The sequence below is a fragment of the Curtobacterium sp. 9128 genome (assembly GCF_007673775.1).
Classification (GTDB): Bacteria; Actinomycetota; Actinomycetes; order Actinomycetales; family Microbacteriaceae; genus Curtobacterium.
This window is the reverse complement of the sequence record NZ_VEAF01000002.1, coordinates 478,698-498,830: the sequence shown is the minus strand read 5'-3', so window position 1 is coordinate 498,830 and position 20,133 is coordinate 478,698. Positions and strand designations below refer to the sequence as shown.

27 protein-coding genes are annotated in these 20,133 nt (G+C 73.0%); 15 read left to right on the top strand and 12 right to left on the bottom strand.

What is annotated here, in order from left to right; translation table 11 throughout:
* Positions 1 to 19: 19 nt before the first annotated feature.
* From FS641_RS05625 to FS641_RS05605, 5 genes are read left to right on the top strand one after another with little or no spacing between them, the layout of a single operon-like run.
* Positions 20 to 940 carry a bacteriorhodopsin gene (locus tag FS641_RS05625; protein ID WP_144761131.1) on the top strand — a complete coding sequence of 307 codons (921 nt, stop codon included), beginning with the start codon at positions 20 to 22 and terminating at the stop codon, positions 938 to 940.
* On the top strand, positions 918 to 2,288 hold the full coding sequence (locus tag FS641_RS05620; protein WP_186317586.1) for a lycopene cyclase family protein: 1,371 nt from the start codon (positions 918 to 920) through the stop codon (positions 2,286 to 2,288). Before FS641_RS05625 ends, FS641_RS05620 begins: the two co-directional genes overlap by 23 nt.
* Complete coding sequence (locus FS641_RS05615) at positions 2,285 to 3,358, top strand: Brp/Blh family beta-carotene 15,15'-dioxygenase (protein ID WP_144761125.1); 1,074 nt, start codon at positions 2,285 to 2,287, stop codon at positions 3,356 to 3,358. Before FS641_RS05620 ends, FS641_RS05615 begins: the two co-directional genes overlap by 4 nt.
* Positions 3,355 to 4,437 (top strand): AI-2E family transporter, encoded by a 1,083-nt coding sequence (locus FS641_RS05610; RefSeq protein ID WP_144761122.1) that lies wholly within the window; start codon positions 3,355 to 3,357, stop codon positions 4,435 to 4,437. Before FS641_RS05615 ends, FS641_RS05610 begins: the two co-directional genes overlap by 4 nt.
* A 41-nt stretch (positions 4,438 to 4,478) precedes the next feature.
* On the top strand, positions 4,479 to 4,910 hold the full coding sequence (locus tag FS641_RS05605; RefSeq protein ID WP_144761119.1) for a hypothetical protein: 432 nt from the start codon (positions 4,479 to 4,481) through the stop codon (positions 4,908 to 4,910).
* 68 nt (positions 4,911 to 4,978) lie between these two features.
* Here FS641_RS05605 and FS641_RS05600 read toward each other — a convergent pair whose 3' ends face one another.
* From FS641_RS05600 to FS641_RS05585, 4 genes are all read right to left on the bottom strand, one after another.
* Positions 4,979 to 5,380 carry a hypothetical protein gene (locus FS641_RS05600; RefSeq protein ID WP_144761116.1) on the bottom strand — a complete coding sequence of 134 codons (402 nt, stop codon included), beginning with the start codon at positions 5,378 to 5,380 and terminating at the stop codon, positions 4,979 to 4,981.
* Positions 5,381 to 5,411: 31 nt separating this feature from the next.
* The gene (locus tag FS641_RS05595) at positions 5,412 to 5,945 is read right to left on the bottom strand and encodes a putative immunity protein (RefSeq protein ID WP_144761113.1); all 534 of its coding nucleotides are present in this window, start codon (positions 5,943 to 5,945) and stop codon (positions 5,412 to 5,414) included.
* Between the two features lie 128 nt (positions 5,946 to 6,073).
* Positions 6,074 to 7,048 (bottom strand): SMP-30/gluconolactonase/LRE family protein, encoded by a 975-nt coding sequence (locus tag FS641_RS05590; protein ID WP_186317585.1) that lies wholly within the window; start codon positions 7,046 to 7,048, stop codon positions 6,074 to 6,076.
* 209 nt (positions 7,049 to 7,257) lie between these two features.
* Entirely contained in the window at positions 7,258 to 7,437 is a 180-nt protein-coding gene (locus FS641_RS05585) for a hypothetical protein (RefSeq protein ID WP_144761107.1), read from the bottom strand.
* 105 nt (positions 7,438 to 7,542) lie between these two features.
* On the opposite strand from FS641_RS05585, the gene pip reads away from it, so the two are divergent.
* Positions 7,543 to 8,499 carry a prolyl aminopeptidase gene (pip, locus tag FS641_RS05580; RefSeq protein ID WP_144761104.1) on the top strand — a complete coding sequence of 319 codons (957 nt, stop codon included), beginning with the start codon at positions 7,543 to 7,545 and terminating at the stop codon, positions 8,497 to 8,499.
* A gap of 130 nt (positions 8,500 to 8,629) precedes the next feature.
* Positions 8,630 to 8,761, top strand: coding sequence for a hypothetical protein (locus FS641_RS18400; RefSeq protein WP_260855698.1), 132 nt, complete (start codon positions 8,630 to 8,632; stop codon positions 8,759 to 8,761).
* Between the two features lie 136 nt (positions 8,762 to 8,897).
* On the opposite strand, the gene FS641_RS05575 is transcribed toward FS641_RS18400, so the two are convergent.
* A complete protein-coding gene (locus FS641_RS05575; protein WP_144761101.1) occupies positions 8,898 to 9,347 on the bottom strand; it encodes a MarR family winged helix-turn-helix transcriptional regulator in 450 nt (149 codons plus the stop codon).
* A 62-nt stretch (positions 9,348 to 9,409) separates the two neighbouring features.
* On the opposite strand from FS641_RS05575, the gene FS641_RS05570 reads away from it, so the two are divergent.
* Positions 9,410 to 9,778: a VOC family protein gene (locus FS641_RS05570; RefSeq protein ID WP_144761099.1), complete on the top strand. Its 369-nt coding sequence runs from the start codon at positions 9,410 to 9,412 to the stop codon at positions 9,776 to 9,778.
* A 141-nt stretch (positions 9,779 to 9,919) separates the two neighbouring features.
* Here the strand turns inward: FS641_RS05570 and FS641_RS05565 are convergent, their stop codons facing one another.
* On the bottom strand, positions 9,920 to 10,498 hold the full coding sequence (locus tag FS641_RS05565; protein WP_144761096.1) for a TetR/AcrR family transcriptional regulator: 579 nt from the start codon (positions 10,496 to 10,498) through the stop codon (positions 9,920 to 9,922).
* Positions 10,499 to 10,581: 83 nt separating this feature from the next.
* Between FS641_RS05565 and FS641_RS05560 the strand changes: the two genes are divergently transcribed.
* Complete coding sequence (locus FS641_RS05560) at positions 10,582 to 11,463, top strand: NAD-dependent epimerase/dehydratase family protein (RefSeq protein ID WP_144761093.1); 882 nt, start codon at positions 10,582 to 10,584, stop codon at positions 11,461 to 11,463.
* A gap of 21 nt (positions 11,464 to 11,484) precedes the next feature.
* On the opposite strand, the gene FS641_RS05555 is transcribed toward FS641_RS05560, so the two are convergent.
* Entirely contained in the window at positions 11,485 to 12,327 is an 843-nt protein-coding gene (locus FS641_RS05555; RefSeq protein WP_144761090.1) for an alpha/beta fold hydrolase, read from the bottom strand.
* A 254-nt stretch (positions 12,328 to 12,581) separates the two neighbouring features.
* On the opposite strand from FS641_RS05555, the gene FS641_RS05550 reads away from it, so the two are divergent.
* The 3 genes from FS641_RS05550 to FS641_RS05540 are packed head-to-tail and all read left to right on the top strand — an operon-like array spanning position 12,582 to position 14,772.
* Entirely contained in the window at positions 12,582 to 13,337 is a 756-nt protein-coding gene (locus FS641_RS05550; protein WP_144761087.1) for a glycosyltransferase family 2 protein, read from the top strand.
* Entirely contained in the window at positions 13,334 to 14,170 is an 837-nt protein-coding gene (locus FS641_RS05545) for an endonuclease/exonuclease/phosphatase family protein (protein ID WP_144761084.1), read from the top strand. The genes FS641_RS05550 and FS641_RS05545 overlap by 4 nt, the downstream gene beginning before the upstream one ends.
* Positions 14,167 to 14,772, top strand: a complete 606-nt coding sequence (locus tag FS641_RS05540) for a hypothetical protein (RefSeq protein ID WP_144761080.1) — start codon at positions 14,167 to 14,169, stop codon at positions 14,770 to 14,772. The genes FS641_RS05545 and FS641_RS05540 overlap by 4 nt, the downstream gene beginning before the upstream one ends.
* Positions 14,773 to 14,781: 9 nt before the next feature.
* On the opposite strand, the gene FS641_RS17945 is transcribed toward FS641_RS05540, so the two are convergent.
* Both FS641_RS17945 and FS641_RS05535 read right to left on the bottom strand, forming a co-directional pair.
* Positions 14,782 to 14,940, bottom strand: a complete 159-nt coding sequence (locus tag FS641_RS17945) for a hypothetical protein (protein WP_186317584.1) — start codon at positions 14,938 to 14,940, stop codon at positions 14,782 to 14,784.
* Positions 14,937 to 15,326: a MerR family transcriptional regulator gene (locus FS641_RS05535; RefSeq protein ID WP_144761077.1), complete on the bottom strand. Its 390-nt coding sequence runs from the start codon at positions 15,324 to 15,326 to the stop codon at positions 14,937 to 14,939. Before FS641_RS05535 ends, FS641_RS17945 begins: the two co-directional genes overlap by 4 nt.
* 90 nt (positions 15,327 to 15,416) lie before the next feature.
* On the opposite strand from FS641_RS05535, the gene FS641_RS05530 reads away from it, so the two are divergent.
* Both FS641_RS05530 and FS641_RS05525 read left to right on the top strand, forming a co-directional pair.
* Positions 15,417 to 16,121 carry an SDR family oxidoreductase gene (locus FS641_RS05530; RefSeq protein ID WP_144761074.1) on the top strand — a complete coding sequence of 235 codons (705 nt, stop codon included), beginning with the start codon at positions 15,417 to 15,419 and terminating at the stop codon, positions 16,119 to 16,121.
* A 62-nt stretch (positions 16,122 to 16,183) separates the two neighbouring features.
* Positions 16,184 to 16,669, top strand: coding sequence for a DUF4126 family protein (locus FS641_RS05525; protein WP_144761071.1), 486 nt, complete (start codon positions 16,184 to 16,186; stop codon positions 16,667 to 16,669).
* A gap of 86 nt (positions 16,670 to 16,755) precedes the next feature.
* Here FS641_RS05525 and FS641_RS05520 read toward each other — a convergent pair whose 3' ends face one another.
* Both FS641_RS05520 and FS641_RS05515 read right to left on the bottom strand, forming a co-directional pair.
* Positions 16,756 to 17,736 (bottom strand): aldo/keto reductase, encoded by a 981-nt coding sequence (locus tag FS641_RS05520; RefSeq protein WP_144761068.1) that lies wholly within the window; start codon positions 17,734 to 17,736, stop codon positions 16,756 to 16,758.
* A gap of 41 nt (positions 17,737 to 17,777) precedes the next feature.
* Positions 17,778 to 18,377: a TetR/AcrR family transcriptional regulator gene (locus FS641_RS05515; protein WP_222122047.1), complete on the bottom strand. Its 600-nt coding sequence runs from the start codon at positions 18,375 to 18,377 to the stop codon at positions 17,778 to 17,780.
* Positions 18,378 to 18,447: 70 nt separating this feature from the next.
* On the opposite strand from FS641_RS05515, the gene FS641_RS05510 reads away from it, so the two are divergent.
* The gene (locus FS641_RS05510) at positions 18,448 to 19,179 is read left to right on the top strand and encodes an SDR family oxidoreductase (protein WP_144761065.1); all 732 of its coding nucleotides are present in this window, start codon (positions 18,448 to 18,450) and stop codon (positions 19,177 to 19,179) included.
* Positions 19,180 to 19,233: 54 nt separating this feature from the next.
* Here the strand turns inward: FS641_RS05510 and FS641_RS05505 are convergent, their stop codons facing one another.
* Positions 19,234 to 20,115, bottom strand: coding sequence for an aldo/keto reductase (locus FS641_RS05505; protein ID WP_144761062.1), 882 nt, complete (start codon positions 20,113 to 20,115; stop codon positions 19,234 to 19,236).
* Positions 20,116 to 20,133 lie beyond the last annotated feature (18 nt).

The following is a 20,133-nucleotide window of genomic DNA, read 5'->3' as shown; positions in this document are numbered from 1 at the left end:
AACACGAAAGGCACCATCCATGTCCGATGCACTCGCTCCCTGGAGCGCGACGCTCACGCTCGCGGAGCACTCGATCATCGTCTACGCACTCTCCGTCGCAGGGCTCGCCCTCTTCGCGTTCTTCGTGAAGTCCTGGGTCTCGACGAACGAGGTCACCGGCCGGTACCGCACCGGCGTCTACGCCGGGATGTGCATCACCGGCATCGCCTTCCTGTCCTACGTGCTGCTCACGATCGAGTTCGCGCTCGGGTACGTCCGCAAGGGCGACTCGTGGGTGCCGAACGCGAACGCGATCCTGTCCTGGGCCCCGCGCTACTTCGACTGGACGGTCACCGTCCCGCTGCTCGTGATCGAGCTCATCGCCGTCGCCACCCTGGCCGGTGCCGCAGCCCGTCGCCTCCGCGCGGTCGGGATCGCCGCGGCGTTCCTGATGATCAGCACCGGCTACATCGGTGGCGTGGTCGTGGACTCCGGCACGGACATGGGGGCGCTCTGGCTCTGGGGCGTCATCTCCGGCGTCTTCATGGTGATCCTGTACTTCCTGGTCATCTACGTCGTCGTCAAGGGCGGCCGTGACCTCAAGGGCACCCCGGCCGCGGCGACGCTCCGGAACGCCGGCATCCTGCTCGTCGTGACCTGGATGGCCTACCCGATCATCTTCGGCCTGCAGGGTTGGGGCCACGGCGGCGCCGTCATCACCTGGATGCAGGTCATCCTCTCCGCAGCCGACACCGTCGCGAAGGTCGGCTACGGCGCGATGATCCACAAGATCGCCAAGCTCCGCTCCGCCGAGGACGTCCGCGACGGTGTCGACACGCTCCCCGAGGCGCTCTGGATCTCGTCGGAGAAGCTGTCGGACGGCACGATCCCGAACACCGCGACGGCGCACCACGCGCAGCACACGGCCACGGTCGCCGGTGAGCACCGTGACCGTCACTGACCTGCTGGTCGAGGGCACCCCGGGGGCCGGAGCGCACGACGCTCCGGCCCCCGGGCCCGTCCGGCCGGAACTGCCGACGAGCGTCGACGTGGCGATCGTCGGCGCCGGCGCCTCCGGACTCGCGACCGCCGTGCACCTCGCCGCGCTGCCCGGCGAGCGGACCGTGCTCGTCCTGGAGGGACGGTCCGGCGACGACCCGCGGTCCTGGTGCTCGTGGGACGACGAGACCGATCCGCTCCCCGAGGCCCGATCGGCCTCGTGGGACCGGTGGGAGGTCCGCACCGACCGTGGCACGAGCACCGGCACCGACCCGGGACACCCGTACGTGCTCGTGCGCGGGGCGGACCGGCGAGCGGCGGCTGCGCGCCGGCTCGCCGGGGCCGCCACGATCGTCGACGGGACGCCCGTGCGCAGCGTCGTCGCCTCGCCGGAGGGGGTACTGGTCCAGGCGCGTACCGGCGACGTCCGTGCGCGGAGGGTCCTCGATGCCCGCGGACCCCGCTGCCCGGACGAGGTGCCGGCCGGCCGGGTCCTGCTGCACCAGCGGTTCGTCGGGCAGTGGATCACCACGACCCGGCCGGTGTTCGACCCGACGACCGTCACCCTGATGGACTTCACCGGCCAGACCCCCGGAGGCCCGGTGCGCTTCGTCTACGTCCTGCCGGTCTCGACCACGTCCGCGCTCGTCGAGTCCACGATCTTCACGCCCGACCCCGCCGACCCGATCGACCACCGGTCCGCGATCGCCGACCACGTCCGCCGACGCTGGGACCTGGGGCCGGACGAGTGGCGGGTGACGGACGAGGAACAGGGCTGCATCCCGATGACGGACCTCCCGCCGGCCGCACTCACGGGTGCGCACGACGAACGCTGGCGTCCCGCAGGCGCAGCCGGGGCGGCGGTGGCGTCGGTGACCGGCACGACGCGGCCGAGCAGCGGCTACGGCTTCGCCCGGAGCAACCGACACGCTGCCCGCGTCGCGCAGCACCTCGCCGACGGCACACCCGTTCCCGAGCATCGTGACCGAGCACGGACGCGGTTCCTCGACGCCGTGTTCCTCCGGTTCCTCCGCGACCAGCCCGACCGGGCAGCCGAGACGTTCCGACGGCTCCTGGCGCTCCCCGGCCCGCTCGTCGTCCGGTTCATGAGCGAGCGGTCCACGCTCGCCGACGACCTGCGGATCGTGCTCGCCCTGCAGAAGGGCCCCTTCCTCGTCGCACTCGCCCGCACCCTGCTCGACGCCGGGACGCGCGGCCTCGCCGGCGTCCGCCGCACCGCCGGCGTCCGCCGTACCGTCGGCGCGCGCGGCCGCGTCGTCGCTCGTCGTCGCTCGGACGTGTCGTCGTGACCGCGCTCACCCGCAGCGTCACCGGGTCGCGGACCGTCGTCGAGGTCCCGCCGGCGCTCCGGACCTGGGTCACCGACCGGATCCTCGCCCCCGTGACGTTCGTCCTGCTGGTCGTCGCGATCGGCAGCGTCGTCGTGCGGCTGACCGGGACGACCATCCCGATGGCGGTGCAGCTCGTGCCGTTCGCGATCAGCATCCTCGTCTTCGGGCTCCCGCACGGGGCGCTCGACCACCTCGTGCCTGCCCGACTGCGCCCGGGGACCGGCACGTGGACGTCGATCGCGGTCGTCGTCGTGCTCTACCTCGTCGTCGGGACGGTCACCGCCGCGCTCTGGGCCGTCGCGCCGCTCGCCGGGTTCGTCGTCTTCATCGGGATCACCTGGTTCCACTGGGGCCAGGGCGACCTCTACGTCGACCGGCTGCTCGACGACGGTGCGTCCGGCCGGCTCGGCGCGTCACTCACCGTGGCCGTGCGCGGTGCACTCCCGATGGTGCTCCCGTTCGTCGCGCACCCCGGGGCCACCGTGCTCGTGATCGCCTCGACGACGCGGGCGGTCGGTGGGAGCGGACCCGCGTCGATCCCCGTCGCCGCTCGCATCGGGGGTGCGCTGCTGGTCCTGGCACTCGTCGTGCTGCACCTGGTCGTCGTGCACCGCTCCGGCGCACCGGTCTGGCGGCAGGCCGTCGAGGACGTCACGCTGGTCCTGTTCTTCGCGGCCGTCCCGCCGGTCCTGGCGGTCGGGCTGTACTTCACGCTGTGGCACTCCGTCCGGCACGTCCTCCGGCTCGAGCTCACCGACGAACGGTCCGCCGTGCAACTGCACCGCGGCCGGCTCCTCGCCCCGTTCCTGCGGTTCATGCGGCAGGCGTGGCCGATCACCGCGGTCGCCGTCGCGATGCTCGTCGTCCTCGCACTCGTCCTCCGGCGCGCGGACCTCGGCGTCTACCTCGCCCTCATCGCGGCCCTCACGACACCGCACGCCGTCGTCGTGACCTGGATGGACCACGTCCAACACACCTGGCGCCGCCACGCCACCATCACCACCACCACCGGAACGGAACCCCGATGACCGAAGCCCGACCCGTCGGGGTCCAGCGCCCCTCCGCCCTCAGGACCGGCGCCGTGTTCGCCGGTCGACTGCTGGTCATCGCCGCCGCCGTCGGCCTGGTCGGCTGGATCGCGTTCACCCTGGCGAACGTGGTCGTCCCGCTCCTGATCGGGCTCGTCGTCGCCGCGCTCCTGGTCCCCTTCAGCGCGTTGCTCCAGCGCCACGGCGTGCCGAAGTGGCTGGCGATCATCGCAGCGCTGGTGGCCCTGCTCGCCGGCATCGCCGTGCTCGTGTTCCTCGTCGTCTGGCGGGTCACCGAGCAGCTCCCGGCGCTCGAGGTCCGGACCGTCAGCCTGATCGGCAACGTGCAGGACGTGCTCCGGCACCCGCCGCTCGGGCTGCCGTCCGTCGACCTCGACGAGCTGTCACGGGACGCCCGGAGCTACGTGGAACGCCACGCGACCGAGCTGCAGCAGGGCATCGTCGTCGCCGGCGGGGTGCTCGTGCGGCTCGGCGAGGGGCTGTTCATCGTCACGTTCGTCACGATCTTCGCGCTGACGGGAGGCCGCTCCATGTGGGGCTGGGTGGTCTCCCTGTTCCCCCACCGGGCGCAGCACCGGCTCCACGTCGCCAGCGAGGCCGGATGGGTGACGCTCACGCACTTCATCCGCGTACAGGTCGTCATCGCGGCGACCGACGCCGTGGGGATCGCCCTCGGCGCGTTCCTGCTCGGCGTGCCCCTCGCCGGGCCGATCGGCGTGGTGGTCTTCATCGGGGCCTTCATCCCGGTCGTCGGCGCCTTCGCCGCGGGCGCCGTGGCCGTGCTCCTCGCCCTGCTCTTCAAGGGCTGGGTCGTCGCGCTCGTCATGCTCGGCGTGGTCGTCCTCGTCCAGCAACTCGAGGGCCAGGTGCTCCACCCGTTCCTGACCGGCTCGGTGGTGTCGGTGCACCCGCTCGCGGTCCTGGTGGCCGTCATCGCGGGCACCACGATCGGCGGGATCGCCGGCGGGTTCTTCGCCGTGCCCCTGGCCGCGACGGCGAACTCGATGATCCGCGCGGCCCGCGAGGACGACCCGAGCGTGGAGACGACCGTGCCCTGACGTCCCACGGCCCGGGCACGCGGCATCCGTAGGGTGGTGTGATGACCGACTGCTTCGTCGCCGGCAGCTGGCGCAACCGGGACGCGATCCTCGAGGTCGTCGCCGCGCTCGACGCGACCGGGGCCTCGACGTACAGCTTCGTCCGGGCCGCGTACGACCCGGACGCGGCGGCGTTCGCCGTCCCGGGAGGTGCCGACGACGCTCCGCTCGACGCCCCCGGTGTCCAGCAGCTCTTCGAGCAGGACCTCGCCGCGCTGCGTGCCGCCGACCACTTCGTGCTCGTCCTCCCGGCGGGTGCCGCGGCACACGTCGAGGCGGGGATCGCGTTCGGGCTCGGCAAGCGCTGCTGGGCCGTGGGCCCGGTCGACCGCTCGGAGACGCTCTACCGGATCTTCACGGCGATGGTGCCCGACGCCGATGCGCTGGTCGCTCGTCTGTGGGCGCCCACGCCCGACGCTCCTGCGGCCGACTGAGCCGGGTCGCCGGGCGCGCAGGACCCTGGTCCCGATCGCCGGAGGGTCAGCGCGCGGCGCGATCGCGCTCAGCGCTCCCCGTCCTCCACCGACCGGTGGCGCTCGACCTCGGCCTCGACCTCCTGCGCGCTGAACCGTCGCTGCGCGACCACTGCGACGACGAGTCCCACGACGAAGAGCACGACCCCGAGGCCGACACCGGTACCGACGTGGTCGCGCGGCGCTGCGCCCTCGGCGGCGCCGACCAGCAGCCCGAGCCCGGTCATCGCGAGGGTGAACCCGGCCGGCAGCGACCATGGGCCGGATCGCCGTGCCCATGACGGCATCCCCGCCTCGGTGACCACGAGCACCACCCAGGCGACGACGACCCACAGGGTCACCGGGAACCACGTCCCGAGCACGAGCAGCGCCGCAACCGTGACGGCGGCGCCGCCGACCACCCCGACGATCCGACCCGCCCTGTCACTCATCGCCCCACCCCACGAGTCGATCGGGCTTCCGTCACCGGTCATCGAGGAGCGCCGCCTGGACCGCCCTGATGTGGGCTCCGAGTGCTCCGGACGCGAGCAGACCCGACCCGAGCGGACCGGACGGGTCGGTCCCGAGTGGCGGCAGCCGACGGAGTGCGGCCCGCACCGGAGCGCTCATGTGCGCCATCTGCCAGGTGAGCTCGTCGGTGGCGCCGCCTGCCGGGTCGGCGGCCGCAGCGGCCTTCGCCGCGTAGGCCGCTGCGCCGAGGGCGTGCGCGCCCATGTGTGCGACACCGGAGGCCTGACCGGCCGCCCACGCCGCCGCCTTGGCCGCTGGTGAGGCCACGACCGCGGAGGCGCGACCGGCGGTGAACCGCCGACGGATCTCGCCGGCCGCGTCGAGCTCGCCCCGCGCGAACGCGCGAGCGCGACGGATCCCGTCCCGCGGGCGGTCGTCGTCCGGTACCTCGGCCTCGAAGAGCGGCAGGACGCGCTCCGCGCAGTCCGCGGCCCAGGCGGCGACGGTCCGGCGCTCGTCCTCGTCGAGGGTCTGCGGAGACGGCATGCCTGCACCCTGCCACGCGCCTCCGGTGGACACCAGTGGTGTGCCGGCCTGGAGGCTCGGGTCGGGCCCGCACCGAGCCTCCAGTCCGACCGTGGCCGGTCCTGCAGGCGGATGGGTGCGTCCGGTCCTCAGCCCTCGGTCGACGGGCCGGGGACCGCGACGCGCACGGCGCTGATGCGGCCGGCGCGCGACCCGACGGTGACGGCGGGGTCGTAGCTGTCCGCGGTCGCGAGGTAGAGCGTGCGGCCGTCCTGGCCGCCGAGCGCGCAGTCGATCGCGCACAGGCCGGGGGCGTCGATCCGGTCGGTTACCTCGCCGCCCTCGACGACGCGGAGGAACTCGCCGGTGTCCACGGAGCAGACCCAGATCGCCCCCGCGCTGTCGACGGTGCTGCCGTCCGGGGTGACGCCGTCGGGGAGCGCTGCCCACTCGCGACGGCCGGTGAGTGAGCCGTCCGGTTCGATGTCGAAGGCGGTCAGGCGGTGGCCCCAGGTCTCGCTGACGACGAGCGTCCTCGTGCCCGGCAGGATGTTCGCGCTGTTCGGGAACACGAGTCCCTCGGCCGCGAGGCGGTGGCTCCCGTCGGGCTCGATGACGTGGAGCGGGCCGGGGCGGAGCTCCTCGCCGCCGTACAGGTCGTAGCCGAAGGCGCCGATGTACGTCCGGCCCGTCGCCTCGTCGACCACCAGGTCGTTGAGGAGGGAGGGCTCGTCGGCCGACAGGTCCGCGAAGACGCTCGTCGCGCCGTCCTGGACGGCCGCGACGGTGCGGGACTCCATCGAGCTGATGACGAGTCGTCCGTCGCGGAGCCAGCCGAGCCCGGAGGACTGCCCGTCGACCGTGGCCTCGAGTCGGGGGCCGGTGCCGGTGCCGATGGTCGGGTCGGCGGATGGGTCGGCCGTCCGGTCGCCGGCCGGGTCGACCGTCGGGTCGGCGGCTGGGTCGGCCGTCGGGTCGCCGGTCGGTTCGACCGTCGGGTCGATGGAGAACACCTCGCCGGTGTGCATGTCCGAGTACCAGAGGCGGCCGGCGTGCCAGCGGTTGCCCTCGGGGAAGCGGATGCCGGAGACGACCTCGGTCGCGGAGTCGATCGTGATGTGCACGGGTCCAGCCTGCCAGGGCTCGGTGCACGGGCCCCGAACGTGCGCTGCGGATGGCGGACTGCGGATGGCGCGCTGCGGATCGCGGGCTGCGGTCCTGGTTCCACGACTCGCCGCTCAGTCCCGCCGAGGTTCCACGACTCGCCGCTCGGTCCCGCCGAGGTTCCGCGATCACGGCATCTCGGCGCCGCAGGGTCGACCCGACGCCGAGGTCAGCGGCCGCGACGCAGTCGCTGCCGCCGGGTCTGCACGAGCATCGCGACCAGTGCGAAGCCCAGCAGGAGCGGGATCCAGACCGACCCCGAGGCGATCGGTGCCACCACCACCCCGAGCACGATGCAGATCACCGCGCAGATCGCGATCACGACGTCACCCGTCGTCCACTTCCCCATGACGTTCCCCTCGTCGACTTCCCGACACCCTACGACGGAGCCCTGCTCACGTCCACTGACGTCGGGACCGTGGACTGCGATCACGGCTCCTCCTAGGCTGCCGGGATGCACGCGGACGTGGAACCCTTCGACACCGGCATGCTCGAGCGCCCGGACGGCAACCGGATCCACTGGGAGACCTCGGGGAACCCCACCGGCCGCCCGGCCCTCTTCCTGCACGGCGGTCCCGGCTCCGGTCTCGGATCCGGCGGGTACCGGCGTCGGTTCGACCCCGACCGGTACCTGATCGTCGGGTTCGACCAGCGCGGCTGCGGGCGCAGCACCCCGTGGGCGATCGACGACCTCGATGCGCTCGACACGAACACCACGCAGGCCCTCATCGCCGACATCGAGGCACTGCGGGAGTCGCTCGGCATCGAGGCCTGGCTCGTCCACGGTATCTCCTGGGGCAGCACCCTCGCCCTCGCGTACGCCCTGGCACACCCCGAGCGCGTCACCGAGATCGTCCTCGTGGCCGTCACCACGGGGGCCCAACGCGAGATCGACTGGATCACCGAGGGCGTCGGCGCGGTGTTCCCGGAGGCGTGGGCGCGACTCGCGGCGGGCGTCGAGCCCGGCAGGCGCGTCGTGGAGCACCACGCCGAGCGGCTCCGTGACCCGGACCCCGCCGTCCGACGATCCGCTGCCGAGCGATGGGACGAGTGGGAGTCGACGCACGTCTCGCTCGACCCGGCATGGCGTCCTGGTCCCCGGCACCCGGACGACCGACAGCGGCAGAACTTCGCGACGCTCGTCACGCACTACTGGGCGGCCGACTGCTTCCTCGGTGCGGACGAGGTCCTGGAGCGAGCCGGAGAACTCGCGGGAATCCCGGGTGTCCTCGTGCACGGCCGGCGGGACATCAGCGGTCCGGCCGTCACCCCGTGGCTGCTGCACCGAGCATGGCCGGGGAGCCGTCTGGAGATCGTCGAGGAGGAGGGGCACGGCGGCCCGGTCGAGATCCGCATCGCGCAGGAGGCCATCGACGGTTTCGCCTCCGGCGCCGCGACGACGGTCCGGTGACCGCTGCACCCCGTTCCCCGACAGCGCACCGAGGTGGTGATCAGTACCGTCGAGTCCCACGAACGGAGCAGCGGGAATGTCCCGAGGCTCCCGGGTGTCGTATCCCTCACCCCATGCGAAGGAGCAACCCATGAGCCACGAACTCGACCGGACGACCCTCACCATCGACGACCAGGACTGCTGGCCTGCCCATCGTGCACTGCACGACGAGCCGGCCCCCCGTTTCGGTCGGTACCTCGGGCTGATCAACGCGCAGGACTGACCGCTCCACACGACCGAACGCCGGCAGCTCGCCGGCCCGCCGACCGAACGTCGACGGGCAGCGACGCCGGCGTTCGTCGTGTGTGGCCCCCGCCGGAGTCCGGGCTCAGCCGTGCTCTCGAAGCGGGAGTCCGGGCTCAGCCGTGTTCCTGCAGCGCCTGCACCATGCCCCGGAGGCTCCGGAACGCACCGGCCCGGTCCGCTGGCGACATCCCCGTGAGCATCCGCTCCTCCACCGAGCGCACCGCGGCGCTCGCTCCCTCGAGCACCTCCCGCCCGCGCGGGGTCAGTTCCGTGGGGAGCGTCTTCCCGACCGGCGCCGCTGCCGGCCGCGTGACGAGGCCGTCCCGCTCGAACGCCTGCAACAGCACGTTCATCGACTGCCGCGTGACGAACGCGCCCCGCGCCAGCTCCGAGTTCGACAGCCCCGGCCGCTGCGCCAGCAGCTCCAGGCACGAGTACTGCGTGATCGTGAGTCCGAGGGGACGCAGTACGGCCTCCATCGCGGCTCGGAGTGCGCTCGCCGCCTCCTTGAGCAGGTAGCCGAGCGACGTCTCGAGATCGATGCCGGGGTCGTCTTGACGCATGTCAGTAGTCTGACATAGGTTGAGCCGTGTCAGAAGACTGACACACAACGAAGGAGCACTCCATGCCCGTCACCGGCCCCGACTTCATCAACCTCCAGGCGACCGACCTCGCCGCTTCGCAGGCGTTCTACGAGCGGTACCTCGGGCTGGTCCGTTCGCCGGCCGGGCCCCCGCACGCGGTCGTCTTCGAAACCAAGCCGATCGCCTTCGCCCTCCGCGACGTCATCCCGGGCACCGACATCGAGTCGACGCCGCAGCCCGGCATCGGTGTCGCGATCTGGATGCACGCCACGGACGTCCAGCAGATCCACGACGCGCTCGTCGCCGACGGCCACACGATCGTCACCGCGCCCTTCGACGGTCCGTTCGGCCGGACGTTCGCCTTCGCCGACCCCGACGGCTACCAGATCACGCTGCACGACCGCGCGTGACTGATGCGGCGGGCGGGCTCCTCGGGGGTCCACGACTCGCCGCTCACGTCCGCCCAGGTTCCGCAACCTGCTGGTCGGGCGCCCCGAGGTTCCAGAATTCCGGAACCTCGGCGGACCCGGACCCGGACCCGGACCCGGGCCTCAGCCCAGCGCCGCTGCCGCCGCCCGGAGCTCCGCGAGTGCCTCGAGGGCGTGGTGGTCGAGACGGTCGTCGTCGGACCGGTCGCCACCCGACCACCGGTCGAACCCCTGCTTGAAGGCCAGCACGCCCATCTCGCTCGCCAGCCGGGCGGCCGGCTCGGCGACACCGCGGGCGACGAGTGCCTCGGTCATGGCCGCCGCCATCCCGACGCGCTTCAGGGCGTCCCGCTCCTGGAGCTCCGCGCTCGCGGCGACCGCGGCCTTGAGTCGGGGGCCGAGCTCCCGGTTCATCGGGCCCATCTCCTCCGATGCCCGCTGGAGTCCGGCGGCGACGGCGTCGAGTGGCGTGCACCCGGGTGCTGCGTCGGAGATGCCCGAGGCGAGCAGTCGGCTGAGGGTCTCCTGCCCCGCGACGAGGAGTTCGCGCTTGTCGGGGAAGTGCCGGAAGAAGGTGCTCTTCGTGACGCCCGCGCGCTCGGCGATCTGCGTGACGGTCGTGGCGTCGTAGCCCTGCTCCGAGAAGAGGTCGACCGCGGCCAGGACCAGTCGTTCCCGAGCCCCGGGTTCCCATCGCACCATGCGACGATCATACGCGACGGGACAATCGTCCCATCGCAGGTGTACGGTGATGAGACAACAGTCCCATCACTCGAGGAGCACCCATGCACGTCTTCATCACCGGCGGGACCGGCACGATCGGCACCGCCGTCGTCGCCGAACTCGTCTCGGCTGGCCACACCGTCTCCGCCCTCGCGCGGTCCGACCGATCCGCCGCGACGCTCACCGCCGCCGGCGCGACCCCCGTCGCCGGAGCGCTCGCCGACCTCGACGTCCTCCGTGCCGGTGCCCGCGCTGCCGAGGGCGTCGTGAGCCTCGCGTTCTCCAACGACTACGGCTCGCCCGAGTCGCTCGCGGCCGGCATGGCCGAGGAGTCCGCGGCGATGGCTGCCCTCGGCGAGGAGCTCGTCGGCTCCGATCGGCCGTTCGTCGTCGTCTCGGGAACACCCTGGGCGCCCGGTCGACCGTCGACCGAGTCCGACCCGCTGCCCCTCGAAGGGCCGGTCGCCGACCGTGCCCGATCGGTCATCGCCGCGCTCGACCTGGCCGAGCGCGGCGTGCGGGGCTCCGCGATCCGACTACCCCGCACGGTGCACGCGGACGGCACCGGCGGGTTCGCGGGCCTCCTCACCGAGGCCGCGCGGCGGTCCGGCGTCGCTGGTTACCCGGGCGATGGGGAGCAGCGGTGGCCGGCCGTGCACGCGCGGGACGCCGCCGTGCTCTTCCGCATCGCCCTCGAGCGGGCGCCGGCGGGGACCGCGTGGCACGCCGTCGCTGACGAGGGTGACCGGGTCCGCGACCTCATCGAGGTCATCGGCCGTCGCCTCGGGCTGCCGGTCGAGCGGGTCGCGGACGAGACCTTCGGGCCGTTCGGGCCGATCTTCGCGATGGACCAGCCGGCGTCGAGCGCCCACACGCGGGAGGCACTCGGCTGGGAGCCGACGCACGAGAGCCTCCTCGAGGACCTGGAGCACGTCGAACCCTGACCGCCGTCGTCGTGGTGGTCGTCAGGCGGTGCCGGCGACCACCTCGCGCACCAGCTCCGCCACGAGCTCCGGGCGTTCGAGCCCCGGCAGGTGCGCCACCCCGGGCAGCGCTCGTCCGGCTCCCTGCCCGATGCGCCTGGCGGTCTCCGCGTAGAAGGGGAGGTCCGCCGGGACGTCGAGCTCACCCCACGTGGTCAGCACCGGCGTGCGGAGGGCACCGAGGCGTGCCCACGTGTCCGTCCCGGTCCACCCGGCGTCGTCCGGCACGTCCACGGTGAGGATGTGCCGGTTCATGGTCGCGAACAGCGCGCGAGGCGGACCGCCGACACGACCCTCCGGTGCGGCGGGGCCGTCGAGCCACAGGTGCGCGAGCGCCGCGAGCCGGTCGTCGAGCGTGGCATCGGGCGACTCGGTGACGGCGAGCAGCGGCGCCGTCGCCGGGTCGAGCTCCCAGTCGAACGCCGTGTCCTCGTCGGTCATCCCCGAGACTCCGGCACCGAGGAGCAGCACGCCGGCGACCCTGCCGGGCCACGCCAGTGCCGCGTCCAGCGCGAGTGCCCCGCCCATCGAGTTGCCGACGAGCACCACCCGTCCGAGCCCCAGGGCGTCGAGCACGGCGACGAGGTCGTCGAGGTGGGAGAACGACTCGGGGTCGGCCGCTGGCGGGGTGTCCCCGAAACCGCGCCGGTCGTACGACACGAGGTCGAGGTCGGTCCCGGCGAGCGCCTCGACGACGCCTCCCCACGAGCGCCGATCAGCCACGTTCGCGTGCAGGAACACCACCGAGTCCCCGTCGCCCGCGCGCCGTGACACCGCGATCGCGGTGCCGTCCGCGGTGGTGACGCGATCCTGCGCTGCTGTCATGGCCCCGAACCTAGCCGCACCGCGCGCCGGTCGCGCGTGGCGGAGCCGAGCCGAGCCTCCCGGCCGTGCCCTCCGGGTTCCACGACTCGCCGCTCACGTCCGCCCCGGTTCCGTGACGGACCGGTCCACCGCGCCGAGATGCCGCAATTCCGGAACCTCGACGCGCCCTGCGCCCGCGCCCGCGTCCGCGCCCGCGCCCCCGCCCCGCGCCCGAGCTTCGGGACCTCGCAGCACCACCTTGGTTGGCTGGGAGGATGCGCGCCGTCTCCGTGGTCATCCCGGTGCTCGACGACGCCGACCAGCTGGCCGACTGCCTGGCGTCGCTCGCGGCGCAGTCGGTGCCGCCCGCCGAGGTGATCGTCGTCGACAACGGCAGCTCCGACCACAGCGTCGCCGTCGCCCGCACTGCCGGCGCGACCCTGCTGCACGAGCCGGTCCGCGGCATCGCGGCGGCCGCGAGCCGCGGGTACGACGCCGCCGGTTCGCCGCTGATCGCCCGCATCGACTCCGACTCCGTGCTCCCCGTCGACTGGGTGGAGCGCGCCGCCGCACGCTTCGACGACCCGCTCGTCACCGCGGTCACCGGACCAGGCGTGTTCCGCGGGCTCGGTCCCGTCGCCGCGGTGTTCTGGGACATCGCCTACATGCGCGCGTACTTCCTGCTCATGACCGGGGCGCTGGCCCGGCCGCCGCTCTTCGGTTCGAACATGGTGATGCGTCGGGCGGCGTGGCTGGCGGTCCGGCACCGCGTGCACCGGTTCGACCCGCTCGTGCACGACGACGTGGACCTGTCCATCCAGTTCGACCCGTCCTGGCGCACGGTGTTCGACGCGCGGCTCGTCGCCTCGGTGTCCGGCACGCCGGTGCGGGAGCCGTGGGGCCTCGTGGTCCGGACCCGGAAGGCCGGTCGGACGATGTGGACGTCCGGACTCCGGGCGTTCTCCCCGGGGCGGATCATGCGCCGGGTGCTCGCCGGCACACGCCCGGTGCCCGTGGTGCGCCGCCGATGACCGCTGACGTCCCCCTGGTCGGGCTCGTCGCACCGGAGTCGCTGCACTGCATGACGATGAACGTGCGACGCCCGGTCCCGCATCTCCGTCCGGGACATCCGGACGCGTGGGCCCGGCGGGCCCCGGCCGTCGCCACCCTGGTCCGGTCCGAGGCGCCGCACCTGCTGGCCGTCCAGGAGGCCGTGCCCACCCAGGTGGACCACCTCGCCACGGCGCTCGGGTCGCGCTGGCAGCCCGTGGTCGCCGGACGCGGCGCACGTGGCGGCGGGGAGCGGGTCGGCTGTTTCGTGGACACCGAACGGCTGCGCGTCGCGCGGTCGCGGACGATCGCCCTCGCGCCCGACCCCGGACGCATCGGGTCCCGGGCATGGGGCGCGCCGTTCCCGCGCATCGCGGTCCTCGTCGAGCTCGACGACCTCGTCACCGGCGTGCGGTTCCTCGGCGTCGCGACGCACGTCGACCCGTTCTCCCCGCTCGCCAGGACCCAGTCCGCGGAACTCCTCGGTCGCGTCGTGCAGGACGCGGGGCTGCCGGCGGTGGCGATGGCCGACTGGAACGCCGGCGAGCGGTCCGCGTCGGCGCAGGTGCTCCGCGCCGGTGGCCTCCGCGACACGTGGGACCTCGTGTCCGACCCGCCGACGTCCCTCGGCACGTACGCGCACTACGGCCAGCCGCGGCCGGGGCGCCCACGACTCGACCGGGTGCTCGTCCACACCACACCGGAGACGGGCGTGACCGTGGAGCGCGTGGCGATCTCGACCCGTCGTCCGGCGGGCGCCTGGCCCTCCGACCACCTGCCCGTGCACGCCGTCCTCCGTTGGGAGCCCCGTTGAGCCACCCGATCGTCCGGTCCGCCGGGCCCACCGTCCTCCGTCGTCCGCGGGGGGCCGAGTGGGCCGCCGACACCATCCGGGTGCTGACGCTCGTGAGCATCCCGGTCGCGGCGGTCGGGTGGGGTGCGATCTCGTTCGCGGTGATGACCCTGGCCCTGCTCGGGGTCGTCGTCCCGCGGGTCCTCGGACTCCGACCGGGGTTCGACGTCGTACTCTGCGCGCTGGTGTTCGTCGCCGGCTGGAGCAGCGTCCTGGAGTGGTACACGACGGTGTTCGGCTGGGACAAGATCGTGCACCTGCTGCTCCTCGGTGCGCTGAGCGCCCTGGTCGGTGTCATCGGTGCGGACCTCGGCGTCCTGCCCGACGCCCGGTCGGTGCACCGGGTGACGGCGGTCGTCGTGTGCGGGGTCGTCGGCCTGGCGATCGGCGGCCTGTGGGAGATGTTCGAGTGGGCAGGGCACACGTACCTCGACGCGTCGATCTACGTCGGGTACGACGACACGATCGGGGACCTCGCTGCCGACACCCTCGGCGCGGTCGTCGCCGGCTTCGTGCTGCGCTGGTGCGCGGGGGACCGGCGCGTGGTCAGTCCACGCGGCTGACCACCGACGTCAGGGTCGGTGGTCGTCGCGCCGAGCACGGGGCGGCGTCGTCGGCGGGACCCGCGGACCCGTCGCCCCGCCGGACCCCATCGCGTCCGCGACCCCGGCCATCACCTGCAGCACCCGCACGACCGTCGCCCCGGCCCACCGCACCACGCGGAGCATCACGCGGCCGCGGTCGCTTCGGAGCGGAGTGCCGGGCAGTGCTCCGCCGTCGGGTGCTCGCTGATCTGGATGACCTCGTCGAGTCGGTCGCGCGCGGCCTCGAGCTCGGCGATCTGCGTCGAGATGCGGTCGCGCTCCCGGGCGAGGAGCGCGGCGCTCTCGTCCGTCGCGACCCCGGCGTCCACGCACGGCAGCAGTCGGGCGATGCTCCGGCTCGCGAGTCCGGCCGCGTAGAGCTGCTGGACGAGACGGACGCGCTCGACCGCCTGGTCCCCGTAGGTCCGCTGCCCTGATGCCGTCCTGGTCGCCGTGAGCAGCCCCTGCTCCTCGTAGTACCGGAGCGACCGGACGCTCACCCCGGCCGCCGCCGCGAGGTCTCCGATGCGCATGTGCCCTCCCCGACTTGCCCCTGACATCCACGTGAGGTCTTAGCGTACCTCCGTCGCACCCGGGAAGGGCCCGGGCGACGGGAGGACACCATGGACATCGCCGGATCGGTCGCACTCGTCACCGGATCGAACCGCGGCATCGGCCGCCGCTTCGTCACGCAGCTGCTGGAACGTGGCGCCGCGAAGGTCTACGCCACCGCGCGGCGACCCGAGCTCGTCGACATCGAGGGCGTCGAGGTGCTGCCGCTCGACATCACCGACGAGGCGTCCGTCACGGCCGCCGCCGAGCGTGCCGGTGACGTGACCCTGCTCGTCGACAACGCCGGCATCGCGACGACGTCCTCGCTCGTCTTCGACGACCTCGAGGACGTCCGCCGCGAGATGGACACGCACTTCTGGGGGACCCTGTCGGTCATCAGGGCCTTCGCGCCGGTCATCGAGCGCAACGGCGGCGGCGGGATCGTCAACGTCCTGTCCGCGCTCTCGTGGTTCGCGTACCCCGGCAGCGGCGGTTACGCGGCCGCGAAGGCGGCGGAGTGGAACATGACGAACGCCGTGCGACTCGAACTCGCACCGCGGGGGATCAGCGTGCTGGGGCTGCACCTCGGCGCCGCGGACACCGACATCATGGCCGGGTACGAGGGCCCGATGATCGATCCGATGGACGCCGCGGTCGCCGCGCTCGACGGCGTGCAGCGCGACGCCATGGAGGTCGTGGTCGACGACTGGAGCGCCATGGTCAAGGCCTCGCTGGCCGCCGACCCGTCCTCGTTCTACCGGCAGTTCGGCATCTGAGCTGAGCGTCGTCAGCGCGCGGGCGTAGCGTCGGTCACGACACTCCTGGAGGACGAGGAACGATGGCGAAGAACACCAAGCACACCGGCACGCGAGCACTGCTGCTCGGCATCCTGAGCGGCGGACGCAGCGCGACACCCCTGGCCGTGCTGGCCCTGAACCGCGACCACCGAGGGCTCTCCGGGGCCTGGCAGGACTGGCCGATGTTCCGCACCGACCTGGGACGCGGGCTGCTCGTCGCCGGCGCGATCGGCGAGATCATCGGGGACAAGCTGCCGAAGACCCCGAACCGGATCGCCGGCGCCGGCCTCATCGGCCGGGCGGGTTCCGGTGCGCTCGTCGGAGCGGCCATCGCCACGACGGGCAAGCGCGACCGCCGCATCGAGGGCGCCGTCCTCGGCGCCGTGGGCGCGATCGTCGGCAGCTACGTCGGGTACTTCCTCCGCAAGGCGATCGGCACGACGACCGGCCTGCGCGACCCCCTGGTCGCGCTCGGTGAGGACGCCGCGGTGATCGCGGGCTCGACCAAGGTGATCACCACGCGCTGACGTCACCACCCCACGGACGGGAGGCACGGATCCAGCTGGGTCCGTGCCTCCCGTCCGTCACGTGGTGCGTCGATCCGTGCGGCGCGTCACCAGCGCTCGTGGACGGTGGCGCGGAACCAGCGGTCGTAGAGCTCGTGCACCGTGGCGTCGAGTCCCGGGACGGGGTCGAGCGATCCGGCCGCGGCGTTCGACCGTGCCTGGTCGGCGTTCCGCGCGCCGGGGATCGCCGCCGTGACGCCGTCCTGCGCCACGATCCAGGCGAGCGCTGCCTGCGGCACCGAGACCCCCTCGGGCAGGGCTGCGGCGAACTCCTGCGCGGCCCGCACGCCGTCCTCGAACGGCACGCCGCTGAAGGTCTCACCCTGGTCGAACGCCTCACCGTGCCGGTTGTAGGAACGGTGGTCCTCCGGGGCGAAGTCCGTCGCCGTCGTGTACTTGCCGGAGAGCAGCCCCGAGGCCAGCGGGACGCGCGCGAGCACCGCGACACCGGCCTCCACCGCGGTCGGCAGCACGGCGTCGAGCGGCTTCAGCCGGAACGCGTTGAGGATGATCTGGACGCTGGCGACACCCGTGTGGCGCATCGCGGTGAGCGCCTGGTCCGCGGTCTCGACGCTGACGCCGTAGGCCGCGATCGACCGGTCCTCGACGAGTGCGTCGAGGGCGTCGTACACGGCGTCGTCGTCGAACACCGCGGTCGGCGGGCAGTGCAGCTGCACGAGGTCGAGCGTGTCCTGCTGCAGGTTCGCCCGGGAGCGGTCGACCCAGCCCCGGAACGCCGCCGCGGTGTAGTTCGACGGGACCTGCTCGACCCGCCGGCCCATCTTCGTCGCGACCGTCACGCCGGCGTCGGCGTTCGCCCGCAACCAGCGGCCGATGAGCTCCTCGCTGCGGCCGTCGCCGTAGACGTCGGCGGTGTCGAAGAGCGTCACGCCGGACTCGAACGAGGCGTCCATCACGGCGAAGGCGTCGGCGTCCTCCACCGGGCCCCAGTCGCCGCCGAACTGCCAGGTGCCGAGGCCGATCACGGATGTCTCGCGGCCGGTGCTGGCCAGGGTGCGTCGCTGCATGAGGCCAACGGTAGTCGGGCGGTGACCGTCGTGCCGGGTCCTCAGCGGAAGACGCCGGCGGTGGCGAGGCGGACGCGGTCACGGGCGCGGTGCCGGTCGTCGCCGAAGCGGTCGACCCCCCAGGACACCGACGTCAGCAGCTGGAAGAGGTCCTCGGCGCTCGCCGCGTCGGTGGCGGCGCCGTCGGCCTGTGCCCGGGCGAGGAACGCCGCCGTCCGCTCGGTCAGCCCCGTGCAGACCGCGCTGACCGGTGAGTCCTCGTCGCCGATGGCGCCGGCGATGCAGGTCGGCAGGTTCTGCCAGATCCGGAGCTGCCAGGTCACGCGGAACATCCACTCGGCGAGGGCCTCGCCGGCGGGCAGGTCCTCGAGCTCGCGGGAGTCGTCGAGCGCGGCCTGGAACGCCTCCGTCATGACCGCGGCGAGGAGGTCGTCCCGGGTCGGGAAGTTCCGGTAGAGCGTGGCGTTGCCGACCCCGGCTGCGGTGGCGATGCCGTCGATCGGCGCGAAGATGCCGTCCTGCTCGAAGACCTGCCGTGCCGCGGTGACGATGGCGTCGCGGTTCCGACGGGCGTCGGCACGCAGGGGCTTGGTGGTCGCCGGGTCCATGGCGTCTCCGATCTGCGCGTCGGCGGTTGACACAAGTGGGGTTACTCCCCACATACTGATCCGGGGGAAGTCCCCGTTTTCCGTCCAACCTACAGGAGTGACCATGACTGAGCGACTCGACGGCAGGATCGCGCTCGTGACCGGAGCGAACCGCGGGATCGGCGAGCGGTTCGTGCGCGAGGCGCTCGAGCGCGGCGCCGCCAAGGTGTACGCGACGGCGCGTTCACCCCGGCAGTGGGACGACGCGCGCATCGTGCCGCTCGTCCTCGACCTCACCGACGCCCGCTCGATCGCCGCGGCTGCCGAGGCGGCGCCCGACGTCGACCTCCTCGTGAACAACGCGGCCATCGCGCCCGCGGAGGACACCTCGATCGCGGACGCCGACGACGACCTGCTGCGCTCGGTCTTCGCGACGAACGTGTTCGGCACGATGAAGGTCTCAGGGGCCTTCGCACCGGTGCTCGCCCGCAACGGCGGCGGTGCCGTGCTGACGGTGCTGTCCCTCGCCGCGTGGATCCCGATCCCGACCGTCTACGCGGCGTCGAAGGCCGCAGCGTGGGGGGCGACGAACGGTCTGCGGACCGAGCTTGCGGCGCAGGGAACGACCGTGACGGGCGTCTTCGTCGGCATGGTCGACACCGACATGGGCGCGCGCTTCGACGTGCCGAAGACGAGCCCGGAGAGCGTCGTCGCGCAGGCGTACGACGGGGTCGTCGCCGGGGTGGCGGAGGTCCTCGCCGACGACGACACCCGGATGGTGAAGGGCCTGCTCAGCCACCCCGCCGAGGAGCTCAGCGCCGTCGTCGCGCCCGCGCTGGCCGCCATCACGGGCTGAACGTGGAGCGACCCCGGTGCCGTCCCGCGTGGGGCGACACCGGGGTCGACGGGCTCACTCGCCGAGGCGGGAGAGCTCGGCGAACTCGTCGTCGGACAGCTCGATGGTCGCACCGGCGAGGTTGTCCTCGAGGTGCGCGACGCTCGACGTGCCCGGGATCGGGAGCATGACGGGCGAGCGCTTGAGCAGCCAGGCGAGGGCCACCTGCGCCGGGGTGGCGTCCTTGCGCTTCGCGAGGTCGGTCAGCGGCGAGTCGTCGCCGGTCAGACCACCGGTCGCGAGCGGGAACCACGGGATGAAGCCGATGCCCTGCTCGGTCGACCAGTCGAGGAGTTCCTCGGCGTCGCGCTTCTGCAGGTTGTAGAGGTTCTGCACGGAGACGATCGTGGCGATCTCCTGCGCCGCCTTCACCTCGTCGACCTGCACCTCGGAGAGACCGATGTGGCGGATCTTGCCCTCGTCCTGGAGCTTCTTGAGCTCGCCGACCTGGTCCTCGAGCGGGACCTTCGGGTCGATGCGGTGCAGCTGGAACAGGTCGATGCGCTCGAGCCCGAGGCGGCGGAGGCTCATCTCGGCCTCCTGGCGGAGGTACTCGGGACGACCGACCGGCGGCCACTCGTTCGGGCCGGTCCGGGTCAGGCCCGCCTTCGTGGCGATGACGACGTCGTCGCCGTAGGGGTGCAGGGCCTCACGGAGCAGGTCCTCGGCGATGTAGGGACCGTAGCTGTCGGCGGTGTCGAAGAAGTTCACGCCGAGTTCGACCGCGCGCTTCAGCACGCGGACCGCCTCGTCGTGGTCCTTCGGCGGACCCCAGACGCCGGGTCCGGTGAGCTGCATGGTGCCGTAGCCCAGGCGGTTCACCTCGAGGTCGCCGCCGATCCGGAAGGTGCCGGAGGCGTCCGCGGGACGGGTGGTGGTGTCAGTACCTGTGGTCATGCATCCGGTCTACCCCGG